Source organism: Sporosarcina saromensis (assembly GCF_054901285.1).
The window spans coordinates 1,590,123-1,605,454 of sequence record NZ_CM142738.1 but is presented as its reverse complement, the minus strand read 5'-3'; the positions used below and the strand labels follow the sequence as shown (position 1 = coordinate 1,605,454).

Here is a 15,332-nt window from a genome sequence, read left to right as displayed (position 1 = left end):
AAGCAAGTGTTCGAGACTCTCACGTTTCATAGCTATATATACGAAAGAGTGTGCAGAAGGTTTCATCTTTCTATACTTGTGCTTGCTCGATTTTGTCTTTCATCCGTTGCTCGTCGCGCTCTAAGATTGGCTTCAAATAGTGGCCAGTATACGATTTTTTCGAGCGTGCAACTTGTTCCGGTGTCCCTGTGGCAATAATTTGTCCACCTTTGTGTCCGCCTTCAGGACCTAAATCGATAATGTGATCGACCGTTTTAATAACATCAAGATTATGCTCAATGACGAGAACCGTATTTCCAGAATCAACGAGTCGTTGCAACACTTTCAGCAACTTTTCTATATCATGGACATGCAAACCTGTTGTCGGTTCATCCAAAATGTAAAACGATTTGCCGTTTGACCGTCTATGCAATTCGGATGCGAGTTTCACCCGTTGCGCTTCGCCACCTGATAACGTCGTTGCCGGTTGTCCAAGTTGGACGTACCCTAATCCGACATCGACAATCGTTTGCAGTTTACGACTGATTTTCGGGATATTTTCAAAGAAGACGAGTGCATCTTCAACCGTCATCGACAGAACATCTGCAATATTTTTGCCTTTATACGTCACTTCAAGCGTTTCACGGTTGTATCGTTTCCCGTGGCACACTTCACACGGCACGTAAACATCCGGCAAGAAGTGCATCTCGATTTTAATAATGCCATCGCCGTGACAAGCTTCACAACGTCCGCCTTTCACATTGAAGCTGAAACGGCCTTTCTTATACCCACGTACTTTCGCTTCGTTCGTCATCGCAAACACATCACGCACATCGTCAAACACACCTGTATACGTCGCTGGATTGGATCGAGGCGTCCGCCCAATTGGAGACTGGTCGATTTCAATGACTTTCTCCAATTCTTCAAGTCCCGTCACAGATTTGAATTGTCCCGGTTTCTGCTTGGAACGGTTTAACTTTTGGGCAAGCACTTTGTATAGCACTTCATTCACCAACGTACTTTTTCCTGAACCTGAAACGCCCGTCACCGCAATGAATTGACCTAATGGGAAGTCCACGTTCACATTTTTCAAGTTGTTCTCGGACGCCCCTTTAATCGAAACGACCCTTCCATCGGACTTCCGTCTTTCTTGCGGAAGCGGGATGAATTTCTTTCCACTTAAATACTGACCTGTCAATGAGTTCGGGTCATTCATCACTTCAGTCGGCGGACCTGCAGCAACAATCTGCCCACCTGCAGCACCAGCCCCCGGACCAATGTCAATTAAGAAATCTGCCGCCATCATCGTATCTTCATCATGTTCGACAACAATGAGCGTGTTGCCGATATCCCGCATACTTTGCAACGTACCGATAAGTCGATCATTGTCCCGCTGATGAAGACCGATCGACGGTTCATCCAAAATGTAAAGTACACCCGTCAAACGAGAACCAATTTGCGTCGCAAGCCGAATCCGCTGTGCTTCACCGCCCGACAACGTACCCGCTGCTCTTGATAACGTCAAATAATCAAGCCCTACATTGATAAGGAAGCCGAGCCGCTCCTCGATTTCACGTAAAATGAGTCTCGCAATCTGCATATCCTTCTCAGAAAGGACAAGGTTTTTGAAAAACGCATCTGCATCTGTAATTGAGAGTGCCGTCACTTCACCGATGTGGCTACCGTTCACTTTGACGGCTAGCGACTCTTCCTTTAACCGATAACCGTTACACGTCGGACAAGGGCGTTGTGCCATATACTTCTCCATCTGCTCGCGGATATAATCCGAAGACGTCTCCTTGAAACGGCGTTCAACATTCGCTAACACACCTTCAAAGTAAATGTTGTTCACGCGTGTATTGCCAAATTCATTCGTATATTGGAATTTAATCATTTCGTCTTTCGAACCATGCAAAATGATGTGTAAATCTTCATCCGCCAACTCACTCACAGGCACATCCATCGGGATATTGAAATGCGTACAAACTGTCTTCAATAACTCTGGATAATATTGGGAACTCGTTGGAATCCAAGGAACGATTGCACCATCTGCCAGTGTCAATGAGCGATCGGGAATGACAAGGTCCGGGTCCACTTCCAACTTCGTTCCGAGCCCATCGCACTCAGGACATGCACCAAACGGACTGTTGAAGGAAAACATTCTCGGCTCAAGCTCTCCAATCGAAAATCCGCATAACGGACAAGCATGATGCTCGCTAAACAGCAACTCCTCTACATCGATGACGTCAACGATAACCGTGCCTTCTGCCAATCGGAGCGCCGCTTCAAGCGAGTCGCTCAGCCTCGACTCGATGCCCTCCTTTACGACAATCCGATCAATGACGACTTCGATCGTATGCTTTTTGTTTTTATTCAACTCAATATTGTCATCGAGGTCTATCACTTCCCCGTTCACACGGACGCGGACATAGCCCTCTCTTTTAATGTCTTCCAACAGTTTGACGTGCGTTCCTTTTCTGCCCGAAATAACAGGTGCAAGAATTTGCAGACGGGATCGTTCGGGTAATTCCATAATCCGATCGACCATTTGCTCAACCGTCTGCGATGTAATTTCCGTCCCATGCACCGGACAAATCGGTTTTCCGATACGGGCAAACAACAAGCGGAGGTAATCGGATATTTCCGTCACCGTACCGACTGTCGACCGAGGATTCCGGCTCGTCGTCTTTTGATCAATCGAAATAGCAGGTGACAAGCCTTCAATGACATCCACATCCGGCTTGTCCATTTGCCCTAAAAATTGCCGTGCATACGCCGACAATGATTCTACATACCGTCTTTGCCCTTCCGCATAAATCGTGTCAAAAGCAAGTGATGATTTCCCCGATCCCGACAGGCCTGTCATGACGACAAGCTGGTCGCGCGGGATTTTCACATTAACATCTTTCAAATTATGCGCTCGGGCCCCTTGAATAATAATCTCCGAATTCTTCATCGCGTTTTCACCTTTCAGCCTTCAATTCTAGTATCGTATCCCGTAATTGTGCTGCACGTTCGAAGTCTAGCGCTTTCGCTGCCTCTTTCATTTCTTTCTCCAATGTGACAAGTAGTTTCGCCTTGTCATCCTTCGACAACGGCTTTCCTTTCGTCACTTTATCCATAAAGGATGGTTCTCCTGCTTCCGCAACTTGAGTTGCTCGGATCACATCCCGTACTTTCTTCTTAATCGTCGTCGGCGTAATGCCATGTTTTTCATTGTACGCCATTTGGATTTCACGTCTTCTCGCCGTCTCATCAATCGCTTTTTTCATTGAATCGGTATAACGGTCTGCATACATGATGACTTGCCCTTCTGAGTTCCGGGCAGCCCGGCCTATCGTCTGGATCAAAGACCGTTCCGAGCGCAAAAACCCTTCTTTATCTGCGTCAAGAATCGCGACAAGGGATACTTCAGGAATATCTAGCCCTTCCCGCAGTAAGTTAATGCCGATCAACACGTCATACGTTCCTAACCGCAGTTCCCGTATTATCTCAATCCGTTCCAACGTCTTCACTTCTGAGTGCAAGTATTGCACTTTAATGCCAATATCTTTTAAGTAGTCCGTCAAATCTTCAGACATTTTCTTCGTTAACGTAGTAATCAATACCCGTTCATCCCGTTTTGTACGCTCATTAATTTCATCGATTAAATCATCAATTTGCCCTTCGATCGGACGCACTTCAATGAGCGGATCAAGCAATCCGGTGGGTCGGATAATCTGCTCGACCATTTCCGGCGTATGCTCAATTTCATACGGACCAGGTGTAGCGGATACGTAGATCGCTTCGTGGATGTACCGCTCGAACTCTTGAAACATAAGTGGCCGGTTATCCAAGGCAGATGGAAGCCGGAAGCCGTGATCGACCAACACTTGTTTACGAGCTTGGTCACCATTGTACATCCCTCGAATTTGCGGCAATGTGACGTGACTTTCATCAATGACAATGAGGAAATCATCAGGAAAATAATCGAGCAATGTAAAGGGTGTCGCACCAGGTGGTTGCAACGTTAAATGCCTAGAGTAGTTTTCAATCCCTGAACAAAAGCCCATTTCGCGCATCATTTCCAAGTCATAGCGTGTTCGTTGTTCCAACCGCTGTGCCTCGAGCAGCTTATCTTCTTTTCGCAACACTTTCAGTTGCTCTTCCAATTCAATTTCAATATTGGCAATCGCTTTTGTTAGCTTTTCTTCTCCGGTAACAAAGTGAGAATTCGGGAAGATGGCAACGTGTTCCCGTTCCCCTAAAATTTCGCCTGTCAATGCATCCACTTCTCGAATTCGATCAATTTCGTCCCCGAAAAACTCGATTCGGATGCAATGTTCGTCTTGTGAAGCGGGGAAGATTTCAACGACATCGCCTCTTACGCGAAACGTTCCGCGTGTGAAGTTAATGTCATTTCTTGAATATTGGTTATCGACAAACCGTCTTAATAATTCGTTCCGTCCAATTTCCATGCCTGCACGAAGAGAGACGACATGTTTCCCGTATTCTTCCGGCGAACCTAGACCGTAAATGCATGAGACGGAAGCAACGATCAGCACGTCATTCCGTTCAAACAAAGAAGAGGTAGCGGAGTGACGCAATTTATCAATTTCATCGTTAATCGTTGCATCTTTTTCGATATACGTATCGGTATGTGGAACATACGCTTCCGGTTGATAGTAATCATAGAAACTTACAAAATACTCTACTGCATTATTTGGAAAAAATTCTTTGAACTCACTATATAATTGCCCTGCGAGTGTTTTGTTATGCGCGATGACAAGTGTTGGTTTGTTCACTTCTTTTATCACATTAGACACCGTAAACGTTTTTCCCGTTCCTGTTGCCCCTAATAATGTCTGATGCTTTTTCCCTTCATTAATACCGCCGACCAATTTAGCAATTGCGGCCGGTTGATCGCCTAGCGGTTCATATGGCGCATGCAAGTCGAATGTTTGGTCCATGTCTTTCCCTCCCCAAGATCATTATTGATTACATCTAGTTTACCATAGAGTTTCACGAGTCGAAAGAAATAAGGGAACATGTGTTTTAAAATAAATCGTAAAAAAACGGGCTGCTCCGATAGTTTCCTACCGGGCAGCCCGCTTTTTATTTATTAATCGTCTTCCACTTTCAACAGTTCATCCGTAAGCCTTTTAAAAGACTTTTCGTCATTTTCATCGAGTGCGAGATCAATCAGCTCCAAGAGACGGCTTTTCGTCTGTTCGCGATGAATGTGACTTAGAAACAAATCCATATAGATATCATTTAGCAATCTTTCAGCTTGTAGCGAAGAACTGTTTTTTCCCACGGCTTTTAAGAAATCGGCATATGAATAATTGTTTTCCATCTCCCTCACCCCTGATGCCTTTTTTCTATTATACATAATTTTGCTATTCAGTTGCAAGGATTTTGAGAATATTCTATTTAATTTTTAGTTTGCTAGTCATTGTTCTGCGTTCTGCTTTGTCGATGACCGGATTGTCAATTCAGAAATGAGGACGACGATGACCGTTACAATAATTGCGGTTGTGGATAAACCACTTGCAAAGACGGCTGCTAGGAAAACCGCGACAGCTTGGATGAGCTGCACAACGCTCACTGTTTTGCGAATGGCAGGCGTCCGTTCATCTGTTGCCGCTGGAAATAATTGATCCATCCGGAATTCATCTCCAGCACGCAATGCATGAACCAATTGAATCGACGTCGCGAAAGCTAATGCTCCACTAAAAATGTACATGACAATTGGGAAAGGAATGAGAACGACACCCGCAACAGACAATGCGGTGAGTCTTACCCATAACCAGAATGTATCGTCGGTCCGGATTAACGTTCTTCTTAGCAAATAGCGTTGCGAAGATGTCCGTTCAAACGTTGCTGGCCGCATGAGAAAGCCGAGCCATGCCCGTCGACTGATCGAGCCTTTTAAATGGGGCACATCCGTGAAATAATTAGCGAATCGATAAAAACGCATCATTCGGTTTTGTTCAAGCGTAATGAAGTGATCGTATGGAAAAGGTTTTACAGCACTTCTTTTCTTCCAAAGTACATAATAGAAAGCCATGAGCAAACCGACGAGTGGAATAAAAATCGGAAACCCTGCAATCGTTACATACAATAACAATGCCGCTAACACAAAACGGATGAACCGGTCTTTCCACACACCTTCACCCGCGCTCGCATGGCGATAATGATATTCCGTCTCAACATATAGCCATTTCACAAGGAGTATTACAACAGCCGTCAAGTAAAATTGAGGCTTACCCGCAACTCCCGTTGCCGCCAATAACGGTACGACAATAATGAATAAAATCAGTGGAATCGGCAGTTGTGTAATAAACGTGAAACGCAAAGACTTATTCAAGTACAACATTAGCTTCTTTTCCATCGGCAAGAAAAATACACGATCTGCAGGCTTCAACAACGTGACAGGCGAACCCATCGATAAGGCAAAACCGATGAGCAACGCAGATAAAATAGCTGCGGGGAACGTTTCAGGCACTTCTTTTAGCCATTCGCTGTACGCATAGCCACCTGCTCCGATTGTAAATAGCAGCACAATTGCGAGATGGCCTGTAAACACAAATTGCATGTAGCGCTGAAGTTCGGACATGTAATGAACAAACCGATTGCTCCATATGTCACGAATGCTGTTCATAATCTTGTTCCTCAGTCATTGAAATATATAACTCGTCCAATGTTGCGTTCGGACGGTTGAATGCCTTTCTCAAATCGTCCATCGTTCCTTGCGCGCGCACCCGTCCGTTGTGTAAAACAATAATGCGATCGCAATACTGTTCTGCTGTTGGAAGAACGTGTGTCGACATGAGCACGGATGCCCCGTTCGCTTTTCGTTCCGTAATTTGCTGAAGTAATGAACGGATACCAATCGGATCCAATCCGACAAACGGTTCATCGATAATATACAGCGACGGTTCCACTAAAAACGCGCACATGATCATCACTTTTTGGCGCATCCCTTTCGAGAAATGGGACGGGAACCAGTTCAACCGCTTTTCCATCATGAACTCTTTTAACAACATTGCTGATCGTGCTTCAAATACTTCTTGATCGAGCCCATACGCCATCGCAGTCAGTTCAAGGTGTTCTCGCAACGTCAGCTCCTCATACAAAATAGGCGTTTCAGGTATATAGGAGAATGCTTTCCGATAGTCTTCAGGGTTGTCACTAAACGTGACCCCATTCACTTTTATGTCTCCATCATGAGGATTCATGAGTCCGATAATATGTTTGATCGTTGTACTTTTTCCGGCTCCATTCAAACCGATCAACCCGACCAGTTCGCCTTCACCGATTTCAAATGATAGTTCGTGTAAAACAGGTTTACGTGTATAGCCACCTGTTACGTCTTGTACTTCGAGAATTGCCATATCCATCCTCCATTCTTGTACTCATTTTACCAAACATCCAATCGAAATGCTTTGTCCAACTTTCACTTGTTAATTGAAATTATGCTACACTTGTTTCAATCATGAATCCATCTCCGTTTTCACGCTAATCATGAAACGGAAAATCCGAATGAGAAAGGAAGAAACGTCAATGACATCCTGTATTTTTTGTAAAATTGTTGAAGGGGAAATCCCGAGTGAGAAAATTTATGAAGACGACCATGTCGTCGCCTTCATGGACGTTACCCCTGTGACAAAGGGACATGTTTTATTAATTCCAAAAACACATCGTGAAAATCTCTATGAGTTCAGTGAGACGGAAGCTGCAAATCTATTTGCGGTTGCTCCGAAAATCGCGAACACATTAAAAGAAACGTTCACACCAGCTGGCATGAACATTTTGCAAAATAATGGCGCGCCTGCAGGCCAAGCCGTCTTCCATTTCCATATGCATTTCATTCCACGTTATGATGAAACGGACGGCTTCTCTTCCAACTGGAATCCACAAGTGGAAGAGTTGACGAAAGAACGGATTCACGAGTTTGCGAATGAAATCCGAAAGACAATCGGCAATAAATAACAGTTGCCAATTCAGACTATTATGTGTATACTTTCAATAAGTTTTCGCTAACGATCACGAGGATACGTTAGGAGAACAATAATGAGCCCAGTTGAGGAGAGATGAGAAATGAATACGAAAAATCTTACGCTAATGGCACTATTAGTTGCTGTTGGTGCCGCTTTGTACTTGGTGATCCCAGGTTACGGAAATGGCATGAAGCCTGATTTCATGCTAACAATGATGATTATTGGCATCTTTTTATTCCGAGATTCACGTAGCGTCTTATTACTTGGTGCGACGACAGGTGTCCTATCAGGCATCTTCACCCAATTTCCAGGTGGACTCGTCCCCAATATTATAGACAAGCTCATTACGGCATTCGTCGTCTATGCAATCATCTTGTTCGTGAAAAAAGCAACGAATCATTTAGTTGTTTCCACTGCGATCGCATGTGTCGGGACATTATTGTCCGGAACGATTTTCTTGTCCGTTGCCATTTTTGTACTTGGCGCGGAAGTTCCATTTGCTTTGCTATTCGTCACAGTTGTTTTACCGACAATAGCAATGAACGGGATTGTATTCTTCATTATCTACCCAATCATTCAAAAGTTTTTACAACGGACATCGTTTAAAACGGCCGTTTCCAATTGATAGCCCAAAGCTTCCTCTTCGTGAGCGAAGCTTTTTTTATTTGCCCAGAACGGGTTGCCATGTTTTAATTAAACTATGAAAAGGAATACTATTCAAAATGAAAGGAGTGTCCTTCATGAAAGCATCGACATTTATGTACGGACTACTTGCAGGATCCGTTACAGCGGCAGTCACCGTTCTTTTTTCAACTCCACAATCGGGTCGTGAAATTCGTTCATCCGTTAAAAGCGCTTCTACTGATATGAAACTTAAATTGAATGACGTAAAAGGGAAAATTTCCGAGTTGAAAGATTCCGTCACGCACATGACGAAAGAAGCGAAAGAACTAGTTCCTGATGCCGTGCAAGACGTGAAAGGCTCGATTGAACAATGGCAACGCTCAACTGAAAAGAACAAGCAACGCCTTGAAAAGGAAATCTCCGCTATTCAACAATCACTTGCTGAACTCGAACAATCCATTGCAGCGCAACAAAAGTGAGAGACTTCCGTCGACAGAGGATTTGTACGTCCTCTGTCTTTTTTGTTGCTCGATTAGCCGGTTTGGCAGTACCATTCAAGTGTGGCAGAAAGCGGAATTGGGCACGGATCAACTTTGAGGCATAACAGACTGCTTTCGCACAAAACACGCGGAATCCCCCCACTCAACTTCGAAAATTATTTCCTCTTGCAAACTAACGGAAATTTCATTGATTTGACAACATATAAAACTCCCTTCCTATTCCCCCTATACAATGTTTTTGCAATTCAAACTTTTTTATTTGATATTTTCCTGCTATAATGACAGAAAGACCAATTATTTAATTGTTGGAGGTATACAATGACTGAGCAAAAGTTCTCTCAAAAGGAAGCAATGATTTATAGTCAACGTGTTGCCCAAATGTCAAAAGCGCTTTGGAAAGCAGTCGAAAAAGATTGGCAGCAGTGGATAAAACCTTATGACCTGAATATTAATGAACACCATATTTTATGGATTGCGTATCATTTACAAGGTGCCTCCATTTCGGATGTAGCCAAATTCGGCGTCATGCACGTGTCGACCGCTTTTAATTTCTCGAAAAAACTGGAAGAGCGTGGCTACTTGAAGTTTTACAAGAGAGATGACGATCGGCGCAATACATATGTCTCTGTGACGGAAGAAGGCGAGCAACTGTTACAAGGCATGAATGAAAACTACTACAACTCCAATCACGGCATTCTGGAAGGCTCGTTGCCGATTAAAAGCATTTACGGGAAGTTCCCGGAGTTTTTGGAAGTCATGTCGGTGCTGCGGAATATTTATGGGGAAGATTTCATGGAAATTTTTGAGCGTGGCTTCAAAAGAATCGATCATGCTTTTGAAGAAGAAGACGGTGAATTGGTGTCCGTCAACCTCTCAAAACCGCAAAGACAGCCTGTCCCTGTTCCTGCATCGAAAGAAAAATAATGTCTTTTTCTCTTTTGGTCTGCTATGATACATGTATGTGTTAAAGAGGAGGAATGGACATGATCCTTATTGTTACGGTGATGTTTTCATTATTTTATTTATTTCAGATAAACAAAATGACATATGCGTTATGCCAATCTCGGGAAATCCCTGAAGAAAAGCAACCTAAAATCTATCGTACAGTCAATATCCTCATTACGATCCTGATATTGTCTTTCTACCTTGAAGTTCTATTGAACGTGTAAATAAGAGAAGGTCCAACACCCAAGACGAGGGCGTTGGACCTTTGTTATTAATACAAGTATGCTGCACCGACGATGATCAAAAGAATGAACAATACAACAATCAACGCGAAGCCGGAATTACCATGGCTGTATCCACTCATTTAGAGCACCTCCTCTCTCTTTGTATCGTATGCGATGGTGAAAAGATGATTTAGGCGATTCACGAGATGGAACCTTTTTGTTTTCTATACGTTTTTATGGTATAGTATCAACTGTTGTACACAAAAGTTAGGGGAGAATAATCATGAAAAAAACAGTCCTTGCAATGACAATGGCAGCTTCGGTATTAGCCCTTGCTGCATGTAGTAACGATCAAAAAGCTTCAGACGATGAAGTGATTGCAACAACCAAGTCTGGTGAAATTACGAAACAAGATTTATATGAAGAAATGAAAGACGCGATTGGCCCTCAAGTCATTGAAAATATGCTTCTTCAACAAGCGTTGGAAAATGAATACAAAATTACAGATAAAGAAGTAGAAGAAGAAATTAAGAAACAAAAAGAAGTGTACGGCGACAACTTTGATATGTATCTAGAACAAAACGGTATTACGGAAGCATTCTTCGAAAAGAACGTTAAGTCTCAAATGCTTCAAAAGAAAATGGTTGAATCATTAGAAGTGTCCGAAGAAGATGTTGCTAAAGGATTAGAGCGTGCGAAGACGGAATTGCATGCACGTCATATCGTTGTTCCTGATGAAGAGACTGCAAAAGAAGTCATTCAGAAGATTAAAGACGGTGGGGATTTCGAAGCGCTAGCGAAAGAATATTCCACTGAACCCGTTGCACAAGAAACAGGCGGTGACTTAGGTTGGTTCGGTCCTGGTAAAATGCTTCAAGAATTTGAAGATGCAGCGTATGCGTTGAAAAAAGGTGAACTGAGTGAGCCGGTAAAAACGAGCTACGGTTACCACGTCATCGAGTTGCTTGATACGCGTAAAGCTGAATCTGAAAAGACTGAAGAAGAGTTGAAAGCGGAAATCGAAAACAGCCTAAAAGGTGTTCTTTTTGAAGCGAAATTGCAAGAATTGATTAAAGCAGCGGATGTCGACATTAAAGTCGATGAATACAAAACTGTTTTGGACAAGTACATGCCAGCTAAAGAAGACGACGCTGACAAAAAAGACGAAAAGTAAGCAACTTCTCATTTAAAAAACTGCGTGAACGCGAGGACATTGGCTCCTTCGTTCACGCAGTTTTTCTTGTTTCACCAAACCAACCTATTCAATATTGGGCTTGTAAAACGAACGGTTGTCGAGTGGGAAAATTCTTTCTGTGAATTCTCCGTTACCGGTTTTCGCCATTGCACGGTTCAGCATGTTCATTTTCGCGTCAATGTTGTCGATGTAATGCAGGATTTCCGCTTCCATCAACATCGGCCGTTTCGGACTGCCCCATTCCTCTTTTCCGTGGTGGGACAAGACGAGATGTTGCAGCAACATCACTTCTTCGCCTTGGATTTCCAGCTCATCCGCAGCCTTTGCGATTTCATTCACCATAATGGTAATGTGTCCGAGCAGGTTTCCTTCGATCGTATACTGTGTGCCGACCGGTCCTGACAATTCGATCACCTTCCCGACATCATGCAAAATAATGCCGGCATAGAGCAGGTCCTTATTTAAGGAAGGATATAATTCTGCAATCGCTTTTCCGAGTTTCAGCATCGACACGACATGGTCGAGCAAGCCCGATACGTAGTCGTGATGGTTTCGTGTGGCAGCCGGATAGACAAGAAATGCCTGTTGGTGCTTTTTCAATAAATGACGCGTAATTCGTTGGATATGCGGGTTTTTCATCTCAAAGAAATATTGCATAAGCTCTTCGTACAACACTTCTTTGCTCTTTTCCGCTGAAGGGACCAAATCCGAAATGGAGACCGTTTCGTCTTCCCTTACAGGTCGGATGCTCTTAATACGCAGTTGGTTTTTTCCACGATACTCATGGATTTCCCCTCCGACTTTCACGATAGTGGCCGCAGCGTATTGTTGTTCGTGTTCTTCGTTTGTATCCCACAGTTTCGCTTCGATGTCACCGCTTTTGTCTTGCAAAATCAATGTCATGAAAGGACTTCCTTGTTGCGTGATCCCTTTCGTTGATTGTTTAATAAGCAAAAACAGATCTACCGACTCTCCGACTTGGTGTTCCAATACTTTCTTCATATAGAAACCGCCCCCTTATCGTTTCCGACTGTGGAAACATTTATGATCGTTGCATTTGTCCACTCTTCTATTATCTTATCATGGCACGTCATGTAGATGAACTGATGTTTACTACTTATTTCGTCAATCAGCTGCAACATCCGTTTTAAACGCTCACCGTCAAAATGCACGAATGGATCATCGAGTAAAACTGGAAATGGTGCCTGTGCCTTCATTTCCATCGCTAACGCGAGACGTAACGAAATGTACGCTTGTTCTTTTGTCGCTTGACTCAGTTCGATAATTGGATAGCGGACTGCATTGTTTGCAACCGCTCTGAACAGCCCTTCTTCCGTTATTTCCAATGCTACATAGGCACCGGCTGTCAGTGTACTGAAAAGCTGTTGTGCCCGTTCTAAAACATGTGGCAACTTCCGGTCTTTCAACTCCGTCATCATACTTCTAATTGCTTGCACAATCGCTTGCCTAGTCGCCCAGCGCATCGCTAATTGCTCGAGTTCCGTCTTCTTCATTTCAATCTGTTGTTGTTTCACTTGGTAGGCATCGTCCGTCAATAACTGATCCGTTTCAGCTTGCAAATTCGCTTTCTCTTGTACAAGGTCATCTAGTCGGGCTGTAAGTATATTTAGCTCCTTTTCGTTGCGTACCAACTCATCCTGCACAATTTCCTCTGACACATCTACTTCCAGGACTGGTTGTAGATCCAATTGCGCATCGATATCAGCCAATTGCCGAGAGAGTTGTAACCGTTGCGCATGCGCTTCGTATGCTTCGTAATAGTCTGCTTCCGTCTCTACTGATGCTTCGTCGAACAGCGCTTCCTGCTGTTGACGTAATGATGCAATAAGTCCATCCATTTCTTTCTGCTGCTGTTCAATCGTAGCGAGACGCGCCTCTACATGCGCCCGCTCCTTCAGCTCGCTTTGCAAAGCAACAAACTTTGTGCGCAATTTTTCATATAAAACATCTTCAAGACAATCTGCACCGACGAATGCACGAATAGCCGACGCTCGCAAATCGACGTATTCACTCAGCGATTGCTGTCGTCGTTTACTGTCGTTGAGCTCCCGGTGAATCTCCTGTAACGAACGTGCCATACTGAAAAACTGATGCACAATACTCGCATTTGGAATGCTCGTCATCCCATAGTTCAAGAAAAATTGTTGTAAAGCGCGTTCTTTTCTCTCTTTCTCCTGAGAAGATTTAGCATAATCAGTTTCCAAATGCCCTATTTTTCGTTCCATGGATTGAATTGCGTCCGTTAGCTGCTTTGTTTTGTCACGATACAACCGGACATCGTCGAGAAGTAGTTCGGCATCCGCTTCTTGTCCACCGTATTGTTCAATGAGCCGTTGCATCTCCTGTTGAGACGCTGCATGTGACTGTTTGCGTTTTCCGACTTCCCGTAGTACTGCAACGCCTGCAATGCAAAGACCAGAAAGCAAAATGAGCCATTGCTGTTCGATGAAGCCGAAGCCAATCGCAACTACAGAAGCGAGGAGGAGTATAATTAAAACCGCTGGATGCTCTCCGCGTACACGATTTTCATTCAACTGCACAAAGGCTTTCGCTTCTGCCAGTTTACTTCGTATGGACGGCCACTCATCTGCTTTTTTCAGTTCTTCCTCTGTCGGTCCCTTCTCTTGGACGTGCTGCCATTCCAGTTTGAGCTCCTTCAGCTCCGCTTCCAGTTGTGAAAGCTGGCGATCGATGTATTCAAGCTGACGATCCAGTTCAGCAACTTGCTGTAATTCCGTATACAAGTGCTCTTCCTGATGGATCGAAACGTCCGCTTGCAACATCTCTTCTGCATCCTGCAAGCCGAGACGGTCGAGCAACTGATGTTTTTTTGCAAACAGTTGGCGTTCAGAATCTTGGATCGTGACTAAACTCGATCGCCACTCGTGCCACTCAGGTTCCCGAGCTAACAGACTTTCTAGCGCTGCCAAATCTTCCGCTTGTATATTTCGCTCGAGTTGTTCTTTCAGCATATTCGTTTCATTGTCCAAGCCTTGCCGTTTCGCTTCAGCTTCCAACAACCGACTGTTTATTGTTTCATACCGCCTAATGCCATCCGATGGGAAACCACCTTCTCGCAATGCGCTCCTTTTCGCCAGAAGCAACCTTTTCCGTTCATGCAACGGCAACAATTGTAACTGCTTATCGATTGTGAGGTTGCGTGCACGGATACCCTCATATTGGTCCTTGACCGCTTGCAATTCTTGCTCAATTTCGCGGATGCGAGCCACTTTTGGTGCATACGTCGACTGACGCTCTCTTGCTCGTTTCAGTTCATCTTCCAATTCCTTCAGTTGTTGCAAACGGACATTCATCTCCGGGACACGACCCGCTTTTTTGAATAAATCGCCCGCTTCCTTGTCCATCTTCTTTTCCAGCGCAACTAACGAATCGACTCCCGTCGTTCCAGATGCGAGCAACGTTCGACTCAATTCACTTTCATTCATCCGCTCAAAGCCTTGTAACTGCAAGACTGAAAAGGAAAATATTGCTTCAAAGGAAGCCCGATCATAGTGGCGCATGATTCGTTGTAACAGTTCTTCACCGCCTTGACGGCCATCCGGCAAATAGACGGTCACTTCCCCTGTCGCTTTTCCACGGACACGCTCGACGACACACGTCCCGTACGTGTTATCCTCTAGATGGACTTGTCCGCCATACTTGCCACCGGATTTCGGCTCGTACCGTACATACACACTCTGTTTTTTTGGAAAACCAAACAACACCTGGAGAACGAATTGTTGGATTGTCGTCTTGCCTGCTTCGTTATGCCCGTATAGGACATTGACGCCATCCGTGAACTCAATCGTCTTATCTTCATGTTTCCCGAACCCATAAATGACAATTTTCCTTAGCTTCACGT

General features: G+C 44.2%; 14 protein-coding genes. 6 read left to right on the top strand and 8 right to left on the bottom strand.

Annotation, left to right across the window (positions count from 1 at the left end; translation table 11 throughout):
- Positions 1–70 precede the first annotated feature (70 nt).
- The 5 genes from uvrA to ACVHUV_RS07950 form a co-directional block, all read right to left on the bottom strand.
- Positions 71–2,935, bottom strand: coding sequence for an excinuclease ABC subunit UvrA (gene uvrA, locus ACVHUV_RS07970; RefSeq protein WP_462086652.1), 2,865 nt, complete (start codon positions 2,933–2,935; stop codon positions 71–73).
- A gap of 7 nt (positions 2,936–2,942) precedes the next feature.
- Complete coding sequence (gene uvrB, locus ACVHUV_RS07965; protein WP_371390111.1) at positions 2,943–4,928, bottom strand: excinuclease ABC subunit UvrB; 1,986 nt, start codon at positions 4,926–4,928, stop codon at positions 2,943–2,945.
- A gap of 152 nt (positions 4,929–5,080) precedes the next feature.
- Positions 5,081–5,314 (bottom strand): IDEAL domain-containing protein, encoded by a 234-nt coding sequence (locus ACVHUV_RS07960; protein WP_317946263.1) that lies wholly within the window; start codon positions 5,312–5,314, stop codon positions 5,081–5,083.
- A 96-nt stretch (positions 5,315–5,410) separates the two neighbouring features.
- Positions 5,411–6,622: an ABC transporter permease gene (locus ACVHUV_RS07955; RefSeq protein WP_462086651.1), complete on the bottom strand. Its 1,212-nt coding sequence runs from the start codon at positions 6,620–6,622 to the stop codon at positions 5,411–5,413.
- Positions 6,606–7,355 (bottom strand): ABC transporter ATP-binding protein, encoded by a 750-nt coding sequence (locus ACVHUV_RS07950; protein ID WP_462086650.1) that lies wholly within the window; start codon positions 7,353–7,355, stop codon positions 6,606–6,608. The genes ACVHUV_RS07955 and ACVHUV_RS07950 overlap by 17 nt, the downstream gene beginning before the upstream one ends.
- Before the next feature lie 169 nt (positions 7,356–7,524).
- Between ACVHUV_RS07950 and ACVHUV_RS07945 the strand changes: the two genes are divergently transcribed.
- From ACVHUV_RS07945 to ACVHUV_RS07925, 5 genes are all read left to right on the top strand, one after another.
- Positions 7,525–7,953 carry an HIT family protein gene (locus ACVHUV_RS07945; protein WP_317946270.1) on the top strand — a complete coding sequence of 143 codons (429 nt, stop codon included), beginning with the start codon at positions 7,525–7,527 and terminating at the stop codon, positions 7,951–7,953.
- A 108-nt stretch (positions 7,954–8,061) separates the two neighbouring features.
- On the top strand, positions 8,062–8,586 hold the full coding sequence (locus ACVHUV_RS07940) for a tryptophan transporter (RefSeq protein ID WP_462086649.1): 525 nt from the start codon (positions 8,062–8,064) through the stop codon (positions 8,584–8,586).
- A gap of 115 nt (positions 8,587–8,701) precedes the next feature.
- The gene (locus ACVHUV_RS07935; protein ID WP_317946273.1) at positions 8,702–9,064 is read left to right on the top strand and encodes a YtxH domain-containing protein; all 363 of its coding nucleotides are present in this window, start codon (positions 8,702–8,704) and stop codon (positions 9,062–9,064) included.
- A 339-nt stretch (positions 9,065–9,403) separates the two neighbouring features.
- The gene (locus ACVHUV_RS07930) at positions 9,404–10,009 is read left to right on the top strand and encodes an HTH-type transcriptional regulator Hpr (protein WP_317946274.1); all 606 of its coding nucleotides are present in this window, start codon (positions 9,404–9,406) and stop codon (positions 10,007–10,009) included.
- Positions 10,010–10,068: 59 nt separating this feature from the next.
- Positions 10,069–10,254: a hypothetical protein gene (locus ACVHUV_RS07925; protein ID WP_239432685.1), complete on the top strand. Its 186-nt coding sequence runs from the start codon at positions 10,069–10,071 to the stop codon at positions 10,252–10,254.
- A gap of 47 nt (positions 10,255–10,301) precedes the next feature.
- Here ACVHUV_RS07925 and ACVHUV_RS07920 read toward each other — a convergent pair whose 3' ends face one another.
- Positions 10,302–10,394, bottom strand: coding sequence for a YjcZ family sporulation protein (locus tag ACVHUV_RS07920; protein ID WP_317946277.1), 93 nt, complete (start codon positions 10,392–10,394; stop codon positions 10,302–10,304).
- Positions 10,395–10,537: 143 nt separating this feature from the next.
- Between ACVHUV_RS07920 and ACVHUV_RS07915 the strand changes: the two genes are divergently transcribed.
- Positions 10,538–11,428, top strand: a complete 891-nt coding sequence (locus ACVHUV_RS07915) for a peptidylprolyl isomerase (RefSeq protein ID WP_371390104.1) — start codon at positions 10,538–10,540, stop codon at positions 11,426–11,428.
- A gap of 84 nt (positions 11,429–11,512) precedes the next feature.
- Here ACVHUV_RS07915 and yhaM read toward each other — a convergent pair whose 3' ends face one another.
- Positions 11,513–12,451 (bottom strand): 3'-5' exoribonuclease YhaM, encoded by a 939-nt coding sequence (gene yhaM / locus ACVHUV_RS07910; RefSeq protein ID WP_317946280.1) that lies wholly within the window; start codon positions 12,449–12,451, stop codon positions 11,513–11,515.
- Positions 12,448–15,330, bottom strand: a complete 2,883-nt coding sequence (locus ACVHUV_RS07905; protein ID WP_462086648.1) for an ATP-binding protein — start codon at positions 15,328–15,330, stop codon at positions 12,448–12,450. The genes yhaM and ACVHUV_RS07905 overlap by 4 nt, the downstream gene beginning before the upstream one ends.
- Positions 15,331–15,332: the final 2 nt, after the last annotated feature.

Bases quoted from the DNA above. Each gene is read 5' to 3' on its own strand.
- uvrA (WP_462086652.1), bottom strand. From the start codon at position 2,935: ATGAAGAATTCGGAGATTATTATTCAAGGGGCCCGAGCGCATAATTTG.
- uvrB (WP_371390111.1), bottom strand. From the start codon at position 4,928: ATGGACCAAACATTCGACTTGCATGCGCCATATGAACCGCTAGGCGAT.
- ACVHUV_RS07960 (WP_317946263.1), bottom strand. From the start codon at position 5,314: ATGGAAAACAATTATTCATATGCCGATTTCTTAAAAGCCGTGGGAAAA.
- ACVHUV_RS07955 (WP_462086651.1), bottom strand. From the start codon at position 6,622: ATGAACAGCATTCGTGACATATGGAGCAATCGGTTTGTTCATTACATG.
- ACVHUV_RS07950 (WP_462086650.1), bottom strand. From the start codon at position 7,355: ATGGCAATTCTCGAAGTACAAGACGTAACAGGTGGCTATACACGTAAA.
- ACVHUV_RS07945 (WP_317946270.1), top strand. From the start codon at position 7,525: ATGACATCCTGTATTTTTTGTAAAATTGTTGAAGGGGAAATCCCGAGT.
- ACVHUV_RS07940 (WP_462086649.1), top strand. From the start codon at position 8,062: ATGAATACGAAAAATCTTACGCTAATGGCACTATTAGTTGCTGTTGGT.
- ACVHUV_RS07935 (WP_317946273.1), top strand. From the start codon at position 8,702: ATGAAAGCATCGACATTTATGTACGGACTACTTGCAGGATCCGTTACA.
- ACVHUV_RS07930 (WP_317946274.1), top strand. From the start codon at position 9,404: ATGACTGAGCAAAAGTTCTCTCAAAAGGAAGCAATGATTTATAGTCAA.
- ACVHUV_RS07925 (WP_239432685.1), top strand. From the start codon at position 10,069: ATGATCCTTATTGTTACGGTGATGTTTTCATTATTTTATTTATTTCAG.
- ACVHUV_RS07920 (WP_317946277.1), bottom strand. From the start codon at position 10,394: ATGAGTGGATACAGCCATGGTAATTCCGGCTTCGCGTTGATTGTTGTA.
- ACVHUV_RS07915 (WP_371390104.1), top strand. From the start codon at position 10,538: ATGAAAAAAACAGTCCTTGCAATGACAATGGCAGCTTCGGTATTAGCC.
- yhaM (WP_317946280.1), bottom strand. From the start codon at position 12,451: ATGAAGAAAGTATTGGAACACCAAGTCGGAGAGTCGGTAGATCTGTTT.